General features: G+C 71.0%; 14 protein-coding genes and 1 riboswitch. Of the genes, 11 read left to right on the top strand and 3 right to left on the bottom strand.

Features of this window, described 5'->3' with window-relative positions; all coding sequences use genetic code 11:
- Positions 1 to 51: 51 nt before the first annotated feature.
- Entirely contained in the window at positions 52 to 501 is a 450-nt protein-coding gene (locus B7W94_RS07250) for a hypothetical protein (protein WP_025104866.1), read from the top strand.
- Between the two features lie 55 nt (positions 502 to 556).
- Here B7W94_RS07250 and B7W94_RS18255 read toward each other — a convergent pair whose 3' ends face one another.
- Complete coding sequence (locus tag B7W94_RS18255; protein ID WP_085605581.1) at positions 557 to 2,506, bottom strand: ATP-binding cassette domain-containing protein; 1,950 nt, start codon at positions 2,504 to 2,506, stop codon at positions 557 to 559.
- A 110-nt stretch (positions 2,507 to 2,616) separates the two neighbouring features.
- Here B7W94_RS18255 and B7W94_RS07240 point away from each other — a divergent pair, with 110 nt between their 5' ends.
- From B7W94_RS07240 to B7W94_RS07230, 3 genes are all read left to right on the top strand, one after another.
- Entirely contained in the window at positions 2,617 to 3,678 is a 1,062-nt protein-coding gene (locus B7W94_RS07240) for an enoyl-CoA hydratase/isomerase family protein (RefSeq protein WP_085605579.1), read from the top strand.
- Between the two features lie 208 nt (positions 3,679 to 3,886).
- Entirely contained in the window at positions 3,887 to 5,614 is a 1,728-nt protein-coding gene (locus B7W94_RS07235) for an ABC transporter ATP-binding protein (RefSeq protein ID WP_025104863.1), read from the top strand.
- Positions 5,611 to 7,887: an ABC transporter ATP-binding protein gene (locus B7W94_RS07230; RefSeq protein WP_085605577.1), complete on the top strand. Its 2,277-nt coding sequence runs from the start codon at positions 5,611 to 5,613 to the stop codon at positions 7,885 to 7,887. Before B7W94_RS07235 ends, B7W94_RS07230 begins: the two co-directional genes overlap by 4 nt.
- A gap of 50 nt (positions 7,888 to 7,937) precedes the next feature.
- On the opposite strand, the gene B7W94_RS07225 is transcribed toward B7W94_RS07230, so the two are convergent.
- Positions 7,938 to 9,428 (bottom strand): D-alanyl-D-alanine carboxypeptidase family protein, encoded by a 1,491-nt coding sequence (locus tag B7W94_RS07225; protein WP_085605575.1) that lies wholly within the window; start codon positions 9,426 to 9,428, stop codon positions 7,938 to 7,940.
- A gap of 77 nt (positions 9,429 to 9,505) precedes the next feature.
- Positions 9,506 to 9,617, top strand: a riboswitch (TPP riboswitch).
- Here B7W94_RS07225 and B7W94_RS07220 point away from each other — a divergent pair.
- The 5 genes from B7W94_RS07220 (at position 9,608) to B7W94_RS07200 (ending at position 15,444) form a co-directional block, all read left to right on the top strand.
- Positions 9,608 to 10,249, top strand: a complete 642-nt coding sequence (locus B7W94_RS07220; RefSeq protein WP_085605573.1) for an ECF transporter S component — start codon at positions 9,608 to 9,610, stop codon at positions 10,247 to 10,249. It overlaps the preceding riboswitch by 10 nt.
- Positions 10,249 to 11,703, top strand: a complete 1,455-nt coding sequence (locus tag B7W94_RS07215) for an ABC transporter ATP-binding protein (RefSeq protein WP_172400087.1) — start codon at positions 10,249 to 10,251, stop codon at positions 11,701 to 11,703. The genes B7W94_RS07220 and B7W94_RS07215 overlap by 1 nt, the downstream gene beginning before the upstream one ends.
- Positions 11,700 to 12,491 carry an energy-coupling factor transporter transmembrane component T family protein gene (locus B7W94_RS07210; RefSeq protein ID WP_025104858.1) on the top strand — a complete coding sequence of 264 codons (792 nt, stop codon included), beginning with the start codon at positions 11,700 to 11,702 and terminating at the stop codon, positions 12,489 to 12,491. Before B7W94_RS07215 ends, B7W94_RS07210 begins: the two co-directional genes overlap by 4 nt.
- Positions 12,492 to 12,591: 100 nt before the next feature.
- A complete protein-coding gene (locus B7W94_RS07205; protein ID WP_085605571.1) occupies positions 12,592 to 13,962 on the top strand; it encodes a glutamate decarboxylase in 1,371 nt (456 codons plus the stop codon).
- 9 nt (positions 13,963 to 13,971) lie between these two features.
- Entirely contained in the window at positions 13,972 to 15,444 is a 1,473-nt protein-coding gene (locus tag B7W94_RS07200; protein WP_085605569.1) for an amino acid permease, read from the top strand.
- 7 nt (positions 15,445 to 15,451) lie between these two features.
- Here the strand turns inward: B7W94_RS07200 and B7W94_RS07195 are convergent, their stop codons facing one another.
- Positions 15,452 to 16,177 carry an aminoglycoside 3'-phosphotransferase gene (locus B7W94_RS07195; RefSeq protein WP_085605567.1) on the bottom strand — a complete coding sequence of 242 codons (726 nt, stop codon included), beginning with the start codon at positions 16,175 to 16,177 and terminating at the stop codon, positions 15,452 to 15,454.
- A 133-nt stretch (positions 16,178 to 16,310) separates the two neighbouring features.
- On the opposite strand from B7W94_RS07195, the gene B7W94_RS07190 reads away from it, so the two are divergent.
- The gene (locus tag B7W94_RS07190; protein WP_062637106.1) at positions 16,311 to 17,069 is read left to right on the top strand and encodes an SDR family NAD(P)-dependent oxidoreductase; all 759 of its coding nucleotides are present in this window, start codon (positions 16,311 to 16,313) and stop codon (positions 17,067 to 17,069) included.
- Positions 17,070 to 17,148: 79 nt separating this feature from the next.
- Positions 17,149 to 17,982, top strand: coding sequence for an SDR family oxidoreductase (locus B7W94_RS07185; protein WP_025104853.1), 834 nt, complete (start codon positions 17,149 to 17,151; stop codon positions 17,980 to 17,982).
- Positions 17,983 to 17,988 lie beyond the last annotated feature (6 nt).

Here is a 17,988-nt window from a genome sequence, read left to right as displayed (position 1 = left end):
CTGTGAGCAACTTCCAGCCAACCGGGAGGACGGCGCTGGCAGACTGGGGGCATGGTGACGTTGTTGCTGGACCAGACGCAACTCGAGGTCGTGCTCTCGCCCATCGAACGTGCCGCCACCTTCCACCGCGAGAACGTCCGCATCGTGCGCGACACGATCACCAAGGTCCAGCTGACAGACGACGCCTGGACCTGGCTCCGCGGCGTCCCGAATCCGGGTACCCACATCCCGGGCGTGCTGGCCGCCGGGAGCTGGAAGGCCGCGGGGAGCCTCGACTTCGTGCTGATCCGCCGTCGACGTCCGAGCGTGGTCGTCGATCTCGAGGGCGATCCGCAGTACAACCGTCTGATCCTGACCACACGGCACGGCCTGGCGCTGACGCAGGCGCTGCGCCTCCCGGTGTCCGAGGAGCCCACGACGGTCGAGGAGATCGTCGCCACGGCTCCGACCCCGGTGTCGAAGGGCAGTCGGCGCCCGGTCATCCGACCACGTCCGGCCTGATCCCGGATGCAGAACGCCCTCCCGGTCGACCGGGAGGGCGTTCTGCTGCGGGGGCTCAGCCGTGGTGCTCGTCGTCGTGGTGCTCGTCGCCACGGTCGTCCGCGGGGGCGTGCTGCTCCGCCGGAGTCTCCGTATCGACTGCGGACTCGTCGCTCGCGATCTCGTCCTGCGGAGCCCCGTCGCCGGACGACGTCTCCTCCGCCGGAGCGAGCGGGTAGTCGCGCGGCTCGTCCTCGTAGTAGGCGCGTGCGGCGGCGGCCAGCATCGAGCTCACGGCGGCCGATCGCGGGTCGTCGTCGGACGCAGGAGAGGCGTCCTCGCCCTGCGCTGCGGCCTCGGCGGTGTCCTCGGACGGCGCGATCTCATCGTCCGCCGACGAGGCGTCCAGACCGGTGAAGAACTCCACGCCCGCGGGCTCCTCGCCACCGGAGGCGCTGTCGGGCGCGTCGGTGCTCGTGCTGTCGGCCGGTGCATCGGCAGCGGAGCCGACGGCCTCGGCGGGGGTCTCGTCGGTCGTCGACGGCGACTCGGACTCGGACTCGGTCCCGGTCTCGCCCTCGGTCTCGGTCTCGCCCGGAGCCTCCGTCGCCGCCGGCTGCGCGGATGACTCGGTCTCCGCGTCTGCGGAGGCGGCTGCGAACAGGGCGGCGAAGGACCGCCGCGGAGACTCGGCGACGGGCGCGGGCGCACCGAAGAGGATGTCGTCGAACGACGGCGAGTCCTCGGCCTCCGCGTCGGCATCCGCATCCGCGGGCTGCGCGTCTGCGGTCGCGTCGACCACGGGCAGGACCCGGGTCGCGTCGTCGTCGGCGGCGACGACGGGAAGGGCCCGGGTCGCATCCTCGTCCGCGGTGGCCTCCGCCTCGTCGGTCGGAGCGGTGTCGTCGGCGATCGTCTCGGCGGTGACAGGGCCCGTGGCCTGAGGCATCAGGTCGTCCGCGAGCGCGGCGGTACCGCCGGCTGCGAGAGCCGCAGCGGCGGTCCCTGCGGCTTCATCCGTCGACGGGCCGTCCGTCGCAGACTCCTCTGCCGGAGCCTCGGCGGCGGTCGCGGACTCGGGATCCTCCTCGGCGGGAGCCTCCGTCTGATCGAGCGCCGGGGCGGTATCGAAGCGGCCGCCCCGCATGAGGTCGATGAAGACGTCCTCCAGCGTCGGGCCGCGCTGCACGAGCGTGCTGAGAGCGATACCGGCGTCCGCAGCGACGGCGCCGACGCGGCTGGCGTCGGTCCCGCGCACGGTCAGCCCGGAGCGGAGCACTTCGATGTCGAACCCGGCGGCGACCAGCGCGGTCGTGAGGCCGGGGCGATCGGCTGAGTCGACGACCACGGAGCCGCCGGCCGGATCGGCCAGGGTCTCGATGCCGCTCGACAGCACGAGGCGTCCCTTGGAGAGCACGAGCACGTGGTCGGCGACCTGCTCGATCTCGCTGAGCACGTGGGAGGAGACCAGCACCGTGCGCCCTTCGTCGGCGAGGCGACGCATCAGCAGCCGCATCCAGCGGATGCCCTCCGGGTCGAGGCCGTTCGCCGGCTCGTCGAAGACGAGGGCGCCGGGGTCGCCGAGGAGCGCGTGGGCGACGCTGAGGCGCTGGCGCATGCCGAGCGAGAACCCGCCGATGCGCGTGTCCGCCTCGCCCTCCAGGCCGACGAGGGAGATGACCTCGTCGACGCGGGCCAGGCGGATGCCGTTGGCCTTCGCGGCGATGGTGAGCTGACGGCTCGCCGTGCGGCGCGGCCGATAGGCCGTCTCCTCCAGCACGGCGCCGATCGTGCGCAGCGGCTGCCGCAGCTCGGCATAGGCGGCCCCGCCGATCGTGGCGGTGCCGGACGTGGCGCGCACCTGGCCGAGCAGGATGCGCAGGGTCGTCGTCTTGCCGGCACCGTTGGGGCCGAGGAAGGCGGTGACGGCGCCGGGCTCGACACGGGCGGAGAAATCCGAGACGGCCGTCACCTCGTTGAAGCGCTTCGTCACATTCGTGAACTCGAGCACCTGTCCTTCGGGCATCCGGGACCTCTCGTTGCGATGAACAGTTCCTCCTATCCTGCCGGAAAACCGCCCCGGAACCCGCATTTCGTGCGGAATCCGGCCGCACGCGACGGGGTAGCCTGGCACCCGTGACCGATACCCCCGCCGCGCCCCGTGTCCTCATCCGCACCGAAGGAGCGCTCGGGCGGCTCACGCTCAACCGCCCCGAGGCGATCAATGCGCTCGATGAGGACATGATCGCGACCATCACGGAGGCGCTGGTGGCCTGGCGCGACGACTCCGACGTGCAGATCGTCCTCATCGACGGCGCGGGGGAGCGCGGCATGTGCGCGGGCGGCGACGTGCGTCGCCTGCACGGCCAGATCACGTCCGGCCATCCGGAGCAGTCTGCGGAGTTCTTCCGAGGCGAGTACGCGATGAACGCCATGATCGCGGAGTACCCGAAGCCCGTGGTCGCGCTCGCCGACGGGATCACGATGGGCGGCGGTATCGGTCTGGCAGGGCATGCCGCGATCCGCGTGGTCACCGAACGCTCGAAGCTCGCCATGCCGGAGACCCGGATCGGCTTCACGCCCGACGTCGGCGGCACCTGGCTGCTGGGGCGGGCACCCGGACGGCTCGGCGAGTACCTCGGCCTCACCGGGGCCACGATGAACGGTGCCGATGCCGTATACGCGGGCTTCGCGGATCACTTCGTCCCCTCCGACCGCCTCGACGCGCTGCGCGAGGCTCTGGCCTATCGCGCCGACCCGACGAGTCCCAGCGAGATCGTCCTGCTCTTCGACGAGACGCCGGAGCCGTCCTCGCTTCCCGCCGCGCGGGAGTGGATCGACGAGGCGTTCGCCGCCCCGACCGTGCCCGAGATCCTCGAGCGGCTCCGCGCGCTCGGCACCGAGGACGCGGCGGCCGTCGCCGACCTGCTCGACGATCTGGCTCCGACGGGCCTCGTCGTGACGCTCGACGCCGTGCGGGAGGCCCGGGAGATGACCGGGCTCCGCGCCGCGCTGGAGGGCGAGTACCGCCGGGTGCTCTGGTTCGTGAACGAACACCCCGACCTGGTGGAGGGCATCCGCGCGCAGCTCGTCGACAAGGATCGCAATCCGCGGTGGCAGCCCGCCACCCTCGCCGAGCTCGGACCCGACGCCGGGGCGCCTGCCCGCGACTACGTGCCACAGCCCGCGCTGTTCTGACGCGCGCCTCAGTTCTCTAGGGGCGGCCATTGATCGCCTGCGTGCAGAAAGACGTGGGTGACACGGCACCGGTTCGCTGTGAGCGAAGGTCCTCCCGGAGGGGGATCCGAATGTCGCCGCTTCGTGGCACCCTGTCCTATGGCCGGTCGTCGGTCGGCATCCGTCTGCCGGGAGACCCGCCGCCTCCTCCTTCCGAGAAAGTACGCCTGTGCTGGGAAAACTCCTCCTCCGATATCTGTCACGCTACAAGTGGCTCCTCGTCGCCGTGCTGGTCTTCCAGTTCGCCAGCGCGGCCGCCACCCTCTACCTGCCGTACCTGAACGCCGACATCATCGACAAGGGCGTCGCGCAGGGCGACACCGCGTACATCTGGCGCACCGGCCTGTTCATGCTGGCCGTGTCGTTCGGCCAGATCGTGGCCTCGGTCATCGCGACCTTCTTCGCCGCCCGCGCCGCGATGGGCGCCGGCCGTGACATCCGCGCCGACGTGTTCGGCAAGGTGAGCGGCTTCTCCGAGCGCGAGGTCTCGCAGTTCGGTGCCGGATCCCTCATCACCCGCAACACGAACGACGTGCAGCAGGTGCAGATGCTGGCGATGATGGGCGCGACCATGCTCGTCACCGCCCCGCTGCTCGCGATCGGCGGCATCATCTTCGCCGTGCGCACCAGCGCCGAGCTGAGCTGGCTGATCGCCGTCGCCGTCCCCGTGCTCCTCGTCCTCGCGGCGCTCGTCATCGGCCGGATGGTCCCGCTCTTCCGCAGCTACCAGGGCAAGCTCGACAACGTGAACCGCATCATGCGCGAGCAGCTCACCGGCGTGCGCGTGGTGCGGGCCTTCGTCCGGGAGCGCATCGAGGAGGAGCGCTTCCGCGGCGCGAACACCGACATCATGGTCGTCGGCCGCAAGGTCGGCTCGCTGTTCGTGCTGCTGTTCCCGCTCTTCATGCTCATCCTCAACGTGACGGTCGTCGCCGTCATCTGGTTCGGCGGCATCGAGGTCAACAACGGCACCGTGCAGGTGGGCACCCTGTTCGCCTTCATGCAGTACATCGGCCAGATCATGGGCGGCGTCATCATGGCGAGCTTCATGGCGATGATGATCCCGCGCGCCGCGGTCTCCGCCGAGCGCATCGGCGAGGTGCTGAACACGGAGTCCACGATGACCCGCCCGGTGGACGGCGTCACCGTCTTCCCGACCCCGGGTGCCGTCGCGTTCGACGACGTGGAGTTCACGTACCCCGGCGCCGACGCCCCCGTCCTCACCGGCATCAGCTTCGCCGCGGAGCCGGGCGAGACCGTCGCGATCGTCGGCTCCACCGGGTCGGGCAAGACCACGCTCGTCTCGCTCATCCCGCGCCTGTTCGACGTGTCCGGCGGGTCCGTGCACGTCGGCGGCGTAGACGTCCGCGAGGCCGACGTCGAGGCGCTGTGGGACAGCATCGGCCTGGTGCCGCAGCGTCCCTTCCTCTTCACCGGCACCGTCGCGTCCAACCTGCGCTACGGCCGCGAGGACGCCACCGACGAGGAGCTCTGGCACGCGCTGGAGATCGCCCAGGGTCGCGACTTCGTGGAGGAGATGCCGGACGGTCTCGACTCCCGCATCGCCCAGGGCGGCACGAACGTGTCCGGCGGTCAGCGCCAGCGCCTGGCGATCGCGCGGGCCATCGTGCACCGGCCGCAGGTGCTCGTGTTCGACGACTCCTTCTCCGCGCTCGACCTCACGACGGATGCCCGGCTGCGGCAGGCGCTGTGGCGCGAGCTCCCGCACGTGACGAAGATCGTGGTCGCGCAGCGCGTCTCGACGATCACCGACGCGGACCGCATCGTGGTCCTCGAGGGCGGCACCATGGTCGGCGTCGGCACCCATGAGGAGCTGCTGGAGACCAGCGAGACCTATCGCGAGATCGTCGAGTCGCAGCTGGGGGTGGACGCATGAGCGAGCAGGACCCTTCGACAAGCTCAGGGACCCAGGGGCGGCGCCGTCGCGGACGGGGCTCGGCCGCCGCGCCCACGGTCGAGCGGGAGCTCACCGCCGAGGCGCAGTACGAGGCGGAGCTCGCCGAGCAGGCGCGGCAGAACTCCGGCGACTGGGACAGCGTCGCGCCGGGCAAGGCCGACAACTTCGGCCCGAGCTTCGCGCGGATGACCGGGCTGCTCAAGCCCTCTGCGGTGTGGTTCGTTTTCGTGTCGATCCTCGGTGCGATCGGGGTCGTGCTGACCGTCGCCGCCCCGAAGGTGCTCGCCGAGGCGACGAACATCGTCTATCGCGGCTTCATCTCGATCCAGCTCGGTCAGCCCACCGGCGACTTCCCGGGCTTCCCCGCCGGGACCCCGCAGGACGTCGTCGTCGACGCGCTGCGGGACGCCGGGCAGAACGACTTCGCCAACCAGGTGGGCGCGCTCGGCGACTTCCGGGTCGGCGACGGCATCGACTTCGACGCGCTGCGCTGGGTGATCGCCGCGGTTCTCGCGATCTACGTCGTGGCCGCGTTCCTCAGCTGGCTGCAGGGATACGTCATCAACGTCATCATGGTGCGCACCATGTGGCGGCTGCGCGAGGCCGTCGAGGCGAAGATCAACCGGCTCCCGCTGGCGTACTTCGACAGGGTGCAGCGCGGCGAGCTGATCTCGCGGGTGACGAACGACATCGACAACATCACCCAGACCATGCAGCAGTCGCTGTCGGGAGCACTGACCGCCGTGCTGACGGTGATCGGCGTGCTCGTGATGATGTTCTCGATCTCGTGGCAGCTCGCCCTCGTCGCCCTCGTGGCGCTTCCGCTCATGGGCGTGATCTTCGGCGTCATCGGACCGCGGTCGCAGAAGGCCTTCGGCACGCAGTGGCGCAAGGTCGGCCGGCTCAACGCCCGGGTCGAGGAGGCCTTCTCCGGCCACGCGCTGGTCAAGGTGTTCGGCCGCGAGCAGGACGCGCTGGACAAGTTCAAGGCCGAGAACGAGGAGCTCTTCCAGGCGAGCTTCAAGGCGCAGTTCCTCTCGGGCATCATCATGCCCGCGATGACCTTCGTCGGCAGCCTCACCTACGTCGGCATCGCGGTGCTCGGCGGGCTCATGGTCGCGAGCGGGCAGCTCCGGCTCGGCGACGTGCAGGCGTTCATCCAGTACTCGCAGCAGTTCACGCAGCCGCTGTCCGAGCTGGGCGGCATGGCCGCGGTCGTGCAGTCCGGCACCGCCTCGGCGGAGCGGGTGTTCGACCTGCTCGACGCCGATGAGCAGGACGCCGACGCCCCCGACGCCCCTGCTCTGCGCGAAGGGGAGGGCGTGATCGAGTTCGAGAACGTCTCCTTCTCCTACTCGCCGGAGCGTCCGCTCATCACCGATCTGTCGTTCCGGGTGGAGCCGGGGCAGACCGTCGCGATCGTCGGACCCACGGGTGCCGGCAAGACGACGCTCGTGAACCTCATCATGCGGTTCTACGAACTCAGCGGCGGACGGATCACGCTGGACGGTCAGGACATCTCGACCATCACGCGTGACGACCTCCGGTCCCGCACCGGCATGGTGCTCCAGGACCCCTGGCTGTTCGCCGGGAGCATCCGCGAGAACATCCGCTACGGACGCTCGACCGCGACGGACGAGGAGGTGCTGGCCGCCGCGCGGGCGACCTACGTCGACCGCTTCGTGCACGCGCTTCCGGATGGGTACGACACCGTGCTCGACGAGGACGCGTCGAATGTCTCGGCCGGTGAGCGGCAGCTCATCACGATCGCCCGGGCGTTCGTGGCGCAGCCGTCGATCCTCATCCTTGACGAGGCCACCTCGGCGGTCGATACCCGCACCGAGCTGCTGCTGCAGAACGCCATGGCCGCTCTCCGGCAGGGGCGCACCTCGTTCGTCATCGCGCACCGGCTGTCGACCATCCGCGACGCGGACCTCATCCTCGTGATGGAGCACGGCGACATCGTCGAGAAGGGCACGCACGACGAGCTCATCGCCGCCCAGGGCGCGTACTGGCGGCTGTACCAGTCGCAGTTCGAGCAGGCGGCGACCGACCTCGACGCGGAAGCGGCCCTGACCGGGTCGTCTCCGGTCGTGGTGACGGGAGAGGCCGACGCCGAGGTCCGCGCGGAGGAGCAGGCGGCCGATGCCGTGGCGGGTGCCGCCGTCGGTGCCCAGCTTCCCGGAGCGGAGGCGGCCGCCGCGCAGGCGCTCCTCGACGACGGGGCGGACGGCGCGTCGCCTCGTCCCTGATCGTCATCGCCCTGACGCCCCGCTCCGGACTCGGAGCGGGGCGTCAGTCGTCAGGAGCGGTCCGCGTCGATGCCGAACAGCTCGAGGGGATGGGTGAGGCGCCACCACGGGCTCGGGCCGTCCACGTCTTCGGCGAGGACGAGTGCGGTCTCGGTGGTGTCGATGGGGCCGGCCGTGGTGAGGGTGCCGACGTCGCCGTCCGCCTCGCGCTCCTCGCCGAGATCGAACACAGCCGACGCGGTCGCGCTCGCCCCGTTCCACAGCACCACATCCGCGTCCTCACCGGTCACGACGTCGACCTCCTCGCCCCAGGCGGTGCGGACGCGTCCGACCACCGTCCCGGCGGGAACGGCGGGGCCCTGCGCCTGCAGCGCCGCCTCGGTCTGCGCGAAGAGGGCTCGGGTGAGGGCGAGACGCGCCTCGTCGTCCTCCTGGTTCAGCGCCGCGGCGTAGAGGCGGACCGTCGAGTCCCCCACGGAGACGTCCTTCGCCGTCAGCAGGTTCCAGCCGACGAGTGTGCCGGTCTTGATGCCGACGACCCCCGGGTCCGCGAGCATGCCGTTCGTGTTCTCCACCGTGCCGGCCCCCGGCAGCTCGACCGACCGGGTGCCCACGATCTCCGCGAACACGGGATTCTGCATCGCGAGCTCGCCGAGAGCCACGAGCGCCTCCGGGGTGGCGACGTTGCGCGCGTCGAACCCGGACGGCGTGACCACGGTGATCCCGGAGAGCCCGCGCTCGCCGAGCCAGACCTCGGCGGCGGCCGCGAACTCCCGATTGGAGCCCCAGATCTCCGCGGCGAGCCGATCGATGTAGTTGTTGGCCGAACCGAGCAGGGTGCCCTGCAGGAGCTGGTACTCGGTCAGCACCCCGCCCACGGGGACATCCAGCGCGGACTGGTTCGAGATCCGGTAGTCCCAGTACCGGATGCTGTCGGCGTAGGTGAAGGAGAACTCGGGGCCCTGCTCCCCGGGGGCGAGGGGCAGGCGGTCGAGCACCATGAGCGTGCTGACGACCTTGGTGATGCTCGCGATGCTGACCGGGGCGGTCGTGGACGCGGCCGTGGTCATCCCGGCGATGCCCACGGCGCCGTCGCCCACCTCCGGCCAGGCGAGCGCGGCGGTGGGGGCGGCCACCGGGGTGACCTCCACGGCCTGGACGGTGGGGGCGACCTCGTGCAACGGCCAGAGCAGCGTGCTTCCGGCGTAGGAGGCGACGAGCCCGGCGAGGACCCCGAGCGGGACGAGCAGGCCGGGGCCGGCGATCGCCGGACGCAGCGTCGCCTCGCGCAGCAGGCCGGGGGCGGCCTCGGCTTCCGGGGTGGCGTCGAACTCCGGCGTCGACGACCCGGACTCGACCACGTCCGTGTCGACCCAGGTCAGCGCGGTCGCCGGTGTCGAGGCATCGGCCCACGCGACGGTCTCCGTCGTGGTCGCAGGCAGCGTGTCGACGGTTTGCGAGGACGCGGGGGTGGAGTCCTCGGGCCGCGCGTCGACGCCGACGCCGCCGGACGCCTCTTCAGGGGGATCGGAAGCGGTCACTCGCTTACGGTACCGAATGCCGCCAGGAATCCGCCGTGCGCGGCTCGGGACGCGCGGGCGGAAGACGCTAGGATCGACAGCACAACCACGGGAGTCCGGCGAGCCGGGCTGAGAGGGAGCGAATCGCGCTTCGACCGTCGAACCTGATCTGGGTCATGCCAGCGCAGGGAGGAGTTCACATGAGTACGTCCACGTCCGCATCCTCGTCCACGAAGACGACCGGCGCTCCGGCGCGCGGCTATCTGCGGTGGCGCATCGTCGACATCGTCGTCGCCAGCGTGCTCGGCGTCGCCGCCGGCCTGATCTTCCTGGCCTGGAACGTCGGGTACCTCGGCCCCAAGGCCCTGCTCGAGCCGCTGCTCCCCGGGCTCCAGGGGCTCCTGGACGGACCGTGGCTGTTCGCCGGAGTGCTCGGCGGCCTCATCATCCGCAAGGCCGGTGCGGCGATCTACGTCGAACTGCTGGCCGCCGTCGTCTCGGCGCTCATCGGCAACCAGTGGGGTGGCTTCCTCACGCTCGAAGCGGGCCTCGTGCAGGGTCTCGGCGCCGAGCTCGTCTTCCTGCTGTTCTTCTACCGTCGCTGGTCGCTGCCCGTCGCGATCCTCGCCGGTGCCGGCGCTGCGCTCGCGGGAGGCATCAACAACCTCATCCTCTGGTACGCCGGCTCCGGTCCCGCGTTCACCGTGATCTACCTCGTGAGCACCGTGATCTCCGGCGCCGTCATCGCCGGTGCCCTGTCGTGGGTGCTCGCCCGCGGCATCGCGGCGACGGGGGCGCTGGACCGCTTCGGCTCCGGGCGCGAGGCGCGCGTGCGCGTCTGATGGCGGCGCAGGTCGCTCCCGCGGTCGTCGAGGCGCGCGGCTGGGGCTGGCGGCATGCGAGCCGCCGGGCATGGGCGCTGCGCGACGTCTCGTTCCGCATCGAGCCCGGCGAGCGGGTTCTCGTGCTCGGCGCGTCCGGGGCGGGCAAGTCGACCCTGCTGCACGGCCTCGCGGGCGTGCTCGGCGGCGAGGAGGAGGGCGAGAGCGCGGGGGAGCTCCTCGTCGACGACGCTCCGGCGGTGGCGACTCGCGGGCGCGCCGGGCTCGTGCTCCAGGACCCCGACTCCCAGGTGATCCTCGCCCGCGCGGGCGACGACGTCGCGTTCGGGTGCGAGAACCTCGGCGTGCCGCGTGCGGAGATCTGGCCGCGTGTCGAGGCGGCGCTCGCTGCCGTCGGCCTCGACGTGCCGCTCGATCATCCGACCAAGGCGCTGTCGGGCGGCCAGAAGCAACGTCTCGCCCTCGCCGGCATGCTCGCGATGCGCCCCGGCCTCGTCCTCCTCGACGAGCCGACGGCGAACCTCGATCCGGACGGGGTGCGCGAGGTCAGGGAGGCGGTGGAGCGGATGCTCGCCGCGCACCCCGCCACCCTCGTGGTCGTGGAGCATCGACTCGAGGTGTGGTTGCCGCTCCTCACCCGGGTCATCGTGCTCGGTGCCGGCGGGGTGGTCGCGGACGGCCCTCCCGCCGCGGTGCTCGGTGCGCAGGGAGAGCGCCTGGCGGCGGACGGCGTCTGGGTGCCCGGGCGTCCTCCCGCCGAGCCCCCGGCACCGAGGACAGTGCCCGGCGAGGTGCTGCTGTCGGCCCGAGCACTCGCCGTGGCGCGGGTGAAGGGGCGTCCGGTGGCCCGCGGCATCGACCTCGACGTGCGGGCGGGCGAGGCCCTCGCGATCACCGGTCCGAACGGCGCGGGCAAGTCCACGCTGGGCCTGACCCTAGCGGGCCTGCTCCCGCCCGCGGAGGGGGCCGTGATCGCGGCGCCGATGCTCGCGCAGGGTGCCGATCCCGCGCCGATCCGCTGGGCGTCCCGCGACCTCCTCACCCGGATCGGCATGGTCTTCCAGGAGCCGGAGCACCAGCTCCTCGCCACCACTGTGCGGGACGAGCTCGCCATTGGCCCGCGCGCGCTGGGCGTCCCCGAGGACGAGGTCGAGGCCCGCGTCGACGAGCTGCTCGCCCGCCTGCGCCTGTCCGCGCTGGGAGCCGCGAACCCGTACACGCTCTCGGGTGGGGAGAAGCGCCGTCTCACCGTCGCGGCCGCGATCGCCACGCGACCCCGGGTGCTGATCCTCGACGAGCCGACGTTCGGACAGGACGCCCGCACCTGGGCCGAGCTCGTCGCGATGCTCGCCACCCTCCGGGATGAGGGCTCCGCGATCGTCACCGTCACGCACGACCTCGACGTGGCGCGCGCCCTGCACGCCACCCGCTTCGCCCTGGAGGCGCCGGCATGACGGATCTCGCCGACACCCGCGCCCGCGCCGGCGTCGTGGCCCGGATCAACCCGGTCGCGAAGCTCGGCGTGAGCGCGCTCATCGCCGTGCCGTTGATCCTCACGCTGGATCCCGTCTCGGCGGCGGTCGCCCTGGTGCTCGAAGCGGTGCTGTTCCTGTTCGCCGGCATCGGGTGGCGGGAGTTCTGGGTGCGCACCTGGCCGGTCTGGCTCGCAGCGCCGCTCACAGGGCTCACCATCGCCCTGTACGGCGAGACGAGCGGCACGGTCTACGTCGACTGGTTCGTGCTGCGCATCAGCGAGGGGTCGCTCGCGCTCGCCGTCGCCACGATGCTCCGGGTGCTCGCGATCGCCCTGCCCTCGGTGGTGCTCTTCATCACGGTCGATCCGACCGATCTCGCCGACGGCCTCGGGCAGATCCTGCGCCTGCCCGCCCGATTCGTGCTCGGCGCGCTCGCCGGACTGCGCATGGTGGGGCTGTTCCTCGACGACTGGCGGGCTCTGGAACTGGCGCGTCGAGCCCGCGGCGTGGCCGACCGCGGCCGCATCCGGCGCTTCCTCGGGATGGCCTTCGCCCTGCTCGTCCTGTCGATCCGCCGCGGCGCGAAGCTCGCCACCGCGATGGAGGCGAGGGGCTTCGGTGCCCCCGGCCGTCGCACCTGGGCGCGCGAGTCCCGCTTCGGCGCCCCCGAGTGGGCCCTCCTGGCCGTCGGGGCCGCGATCTCCGGGATCGCGATCGCCGCGGCGGTCGCCACCGGCGCCTGGAACTTCATCCTCGGGCCGTCCTGACCTCACCCCTTTCGGACGAGGGCCCCTGGAGGTGACTCGACGGCCGGTCTAGCGTCCGCTGGAGACAGTGCCAATCGACACCGACCGAAAGGGACGTCCCATGAGCATCTCCTCCGCCGACGACCAGCCGCTGTTCACGCGGCCGGGTGAGGCCACCGTCGCACCGCGACACGTCATCCCGGATTCCGAGTCGCTTCCCGCGACGGCGAAGCAGATCGTCGAGGACGAGACCATCCTCGACGGCAACGCGCGCCTCAACCTCGCCACCTTCGTCAGCACCTGGATGGATGACGAGGCGAAGCAGGTCTACATGGCCTCCTTCGACAAGAACATGATCGACAAGGACGAGTATCCGCAGACCGCCGCCATCGAGGACAACTGCTGGCACATGCTCGCGAACCTGTGGAAGGCGCCGGACGCCTCCCGCAGCATCGGCACGTCGACCATCGGCTCCTCCGAGGCGTGCATGCTCGGCGGTCTCGCGTTCAAGCGTCGCTGGCAGCAGGCCCGCCGTGCCGCCGGCAAGGACGCCTCCACGCCGAACCTCGTGATGTCGAGCGCGGTGCAGGTGTGCTGGGAGAAGTTCTGCAACTACTTCGACGTCGAACCGCGCTACGTGCCCATCAGCGAGGAGCACAAGACGCTCGACGGCCATGACCTCGAGAAGTACGTGGACGAGAACACCATCGGGGTGGTCGCCATCATGGGCGTCACCTACACCGGCATGTACGAGCCGGTGGCCGAGATCGCCGCGGCGCTCGACGCGATCCAGGAGAAGACGGGTCTCGACATCCCGATCCACGTGGACGGCGCCTCGGGCGCGATGATCGCCCCGTTCCTCCAGCCCGACCTGGTCTGGGACTTCCGGCTGGAGCGCGTGCATTCCATCAGCACCTCGGGACACAAGTACGGTCTCGTCTACCCGGGTCTCGGGTGGGTGGTCTGGCGCGACGCGCACTGGCTGCCGGAGGACCTGGTGTTCAAGGTGAGCTATCTCGGCGGGGAGATGCCGACCTTCGCCCTGAACTTCTCCCGCCCTGGCGCTCAGGTGCTGCTGCAGTACTACCTGTTCCTCCGCCTCGGGTTCGAGGGCTACCGGGCCGTGCAGCAGGCCTCGCAGGACGTGGCGAAGTTCCTCTCCGCGGGCATCGCGAAGCTCGATGCGTTCGAGCTGTGGAACGACGGCAGCGACATCCCCGTCTTCGCCTGGCGCCTGAAGGACGGGCACACCGACAAGTGGACGCTCTACCACCTCCAGGACCGCCTCCGGATGCGCGGCTGGCTCGTGCCCGCCTATCCCATGCCCGCGGACCTCGAAGACCTCACGGTGCAGCGGATCGTCGTGCGCAACGGGCTCAGCATGGACCTGGCCGCCGAACTGCTCGAGGCCATCACCGCCGAGGTGGCACACCTCGACGCGCTCACGGCTCCGATGCCGTCCGACCACCCCGACTCGGCGTTCCACCACTAGGGGGCCGATATGTCCGCCCCGCAGTCCGGTGCCGCCGGCGCCGCCTCCACGCCGCGCGTCTCCCGTCCCGCCGTCGCCGTCCTCGGCGTCGGACAGCTCGCCCTGCTCACCCTCGTGGTCGTGGCGAGCCTGCGCTCGCTTCCGGCGATGGCGATCTACGGCCTCGGCAGCGTCACGCTCTACATCATCCCGGCGATCCTCTTCCTCATCCCCACGGCCCTCGTCGCGGCCGAGCTCGCGACGGGGTGGAAGGGCGGCGTGTACGTCTGGGTGCGCGAGGCCCTCGGCAACCGCTGGGGGTTCACCGCGGTGTGGCTGCAGTGGATCCAGAACGTGGTCTGGTTCCCGACGCAGCTCGCGTTCGTGGCCGGCGCCCTCGCCTTCGTCTTCCTCGACCCCTCGCTGTCCAGCTCCGGGTTCTTCACCGCGGTCGTCATCATCGTCTTCTACTGGGGCTCCACCCTGGTCACCCTCCGCGGCGGCGACCTCTTCGCGAAGCTCGGCTCCTGGGGCGGCATCCTCGGCACCCTGTTCCCGGCGGTGCTGCTCATCGTGTTCGGGGCGGTGTGGGTGTTCAGCGGAGAGAAGAGTCAGGTGCCGCTGGATGCCTCGGCGATGATCCCGCCGTTCACGGGGCTGGCCTCCATCGTGCTGATCGTGTCGAACGTGCTCGCCTACGCCGGTATGGAGGTGAACGCCGTCCACGTGAACCAGATGAAGGATCCCGGCAAGGGCTATCCGCGCTCGGTGTTCCTCGCCGCCGGCCTCATCCTGCTCGTCTTCATCCTGCCCACCATCGCGATCGCGGTCGCGGTGCCGGAGAAGGAGCTCGGGCTGACGAACGGCATCATGCTCGCGTTCGGGGAGTACTTCGACCACTGGGACATGGGGTGGGCGACGGCCGTCGTGTCCGCGCTCATCGCCGCCGGGGCCCTCGCCTCGGTGGTGACCTGGGTCGCCGGTCCGTCCAAGGGCGTGCTGGCGGCGGCGGAGACGGGTCTGCTCCCGCCGCTGCTGCAGAAGCGCAACAAGGCCGGGGTCCAGTCGGGCATCCTCATGCTCCAGGGCACGATCGTCACGATCCTCGCGGCGATCTTCATCATCGTGCCGAACGTCAGCGCGGCCTTCGTCGCCCTCATCGACATGGCCGCCGCGCTGTACCTCATCATGTACATGCTCATGTTCGCCTCGGCGATGGTGCTGCGGCGGAAGGCGCCCGACGTCCACCGGGCCTATCGCGTGAAGGCCCTGCCGTTCGTCGCCGGGGTCGGTTTCGTCGCCTGCCTCGCCGCGTTCGTGCTCGCCTTCATCCCGCCGCAGGGGTTCACCGCCTTCCCGGCCGCCGCGTACCCGTGGATCGTCGGTCTGGTGATCGTCGTGCTCGGCGTGCCGCCGCTGCTGTTCTATGCGCTGCGCAAACCGTCGTGGGATCGGCGGCCGCCCGACGGGAGTCTCCTCAGCGACGCGCATCCCGAGGCGTGAGCGCGGCTCAGGTCTCGTTCCAGAGCCGTCGGTAGTACTCCAGCCGCGGGGGATCGGGGTCGACGCCGTAGGCCGCGATGAGCGTGTCCTCCCACCCGGGACCGAAGTTCCACAGCGTGCTCATGGCGGCCACGGCGATGTCGGCCCACCGGTCGGCGACGCCGAGCGCGGCGAGGTCGACGTGGGCCACCGGACGGCCGTCGTCGTCGAGCAGGGTGTTGGGGAGGCACGCGTCGCCGTGGCAGACCACGAGCCGGTCGATCGACGGGGGCTCCTGCAGGTCCGTCGGCACCAGCGTGCCACGGGCGGCGGCGTTCGCGATGCGCTCCTCAGGGCTCCAGGTCCACGGGCACTCCGCGACGGGGAGCGCATCGTGCAGGAGGCGCAGGCCGAGCCCGACCGCGCGCACGGCGGACTCGGGAGAGGCGGCCCACCGCGGATCCACGGCGCTGCTGCCGGGCAGGGCCGCCGTCACGAGCCATTCGTGCGCCTCGTCCTGGCCCTGGGAGAGCACCTCGGGCACGGTGGTCCAGGTGCGGGCCCAGCGCATCCGCTCGGCCTCGTCGCGCATGCTCGCCTCGGGATCGTGGGGACCCCATTTGATGTAGCGGCCGTCGTCGGTGCGGAAGGTCAGGCCGCCGATCGCGTTGCGCCACGCGGGGGTCAGCGCGGCCCCGGCGGCGAGTTCGCGGACCGGGGCGGGGACCTCGACGGAGGCGGCGGGGATGCTCACCTCTCCATCCTGCCGGAACCTCGGTGTCGTAGGCTCGGGTCGACGCGGCGGGCCTGCGGTGACACCAAGAACCGCATAGGCTGGGACTGCGTTCCATGCATGTCGCACGACGACGTTCGAAGGAGAACATCAGATGCAGATCAGCGGACAGGGTGCCCTCGTCACCGGCGGCGCCTCCGGACTCGGGCTGGCCACCGCCCGTCGGCTCACGGCCGCAGGCGCGCACGTCACGATCATCGACCTCGCCTCGTCGAAGGGGGAGGAGATCGCCGCAGAGCTCGGCGGTCTCTTCGTGCCCGCGGATGTGACGAGCGTCGACGAGGTCAAGGCCGCCGTCGCCGCGGCACAGGCCGCCGCGCCGCTGCGGGTGGTCGTGAACTGCGCTGGCATCGCCCCGCCCGCCAAGGTGCTCGACCGGGACGGCACGCCCGCCGTCCTCGCCGACTTCGAGCGGATCGTCCGCATCAACCTCGTCGGCACATTCAACGTGATCTCCCAGGCCGCCGCCGTCATCGCCGCGAACGAGCTGCACGACGAGGAGCGGGGGGTCATCGTCAACACCGCGAGCGTCGCCGCGTTCGACGGACAGATCGGGCAGCCGGCGTACTCGGCGTCCAAGGGCGGCGTGCACGCCATGACCCTGCCGATCGCCCGCGAGCTCGCCCGTCACGCCATCCGCGTGTGCACGATCGCCCCGGGCATCATGGAGACCCCGATGCTCATGGGCCTGCCGCAGGAGGCGCAGGACTCGCTCGGACAGCAGGTGCCGTTCCCCGCTCGCCTCGGACGCCCCGACGAGTACGCCGCCCTCGTGCAGCAGATCGTCGAGAACGGCTACCTCAACGGCGAGACCATCCGCCTCGACGGCGCCATCCGCATGGCCCCGCGGTGACCCCTCCCGGCTTCGAATCGCCTGAATGACCCGATTCGACCCGGAAATCCAGCCAATCAAGCGATTCGAAACGAGAACCATGAGCACACTCGCCGGAAAGACCATCCTCATGTCGGGCGGCAGCCGCGGGATCGGCCTCGCGATCGCCCTGCGCGCGGCCGCGGACGGCGCGAACATCGCGATGCTCGCCAAGACCGACTCCCCGCACCCGAAGCTCGAGGGCACCGTGCACAGCGCGGCCGAGCAGATCCGCGCCGCCGGCGGCCAGGCGCTGCCGATCGTGGGCGACGTGCGGGACGACGACCACATCACCGAGGCCGTCATGAAGACCCAGGGCGAGTTCGGCGGGATCGACATCGTCCTCAACAACGCCAGCGTCATCGACCTCTCCCGATCGCTCGACCTCTCCGCGAAGAAGTACGACCTGATGCAGGATGTGAACGTCCGCGGCACCTTCATGCTCTCCCGGGCCGCGGTGCCCATCCTCAAGGACGCCGAGAACCCGCACATCCTCTCGCTCTCGCCGCCCCTGAATCCCACCCCGAAGTGGCTGGGCGCGCACACCGGGTACACGCTCGCGAAGTACGGGATGACGATGGTCACGCTCGGGCTCGCGGCGGAGTTCGCGGCCGACGGCATCGCCGCCAACACGCTGTGGCCGCGCACGACGATCGCGACCGCCGCGGTGCAGAACCTCCTCGGCGGCGACAAGGTGATGGCCGCGAGCCGGACGGCTGACATCTACGCCGACGCCGCCTACGCCGTGCTCACCCAGCCGGCGCGCACGTACACGGGACAGTCGCTGATCGTGGAGGACGTGCTCGAGGCGAACGGCGTCACCGACTTCTCGGGCTACGCCGCGGTGCCGGGGACTCCGGACAGCGCGCTGTTCCCGGACATCTTCCTGGACTGACGCGCT

It is taken from the genome of Microbacterium sp. LEMMJ01 (assembly GCF_002114135.1).
Taxonomy (GTDB): domain Bacteria; phylum Actinomycetota; class Actinomycetes; order Actinomycetales; family Microbacteriaceae; genus Microbacterium.
This window is presented reverse-complemented; position numbering and strand designations above follow the sequence as displayed.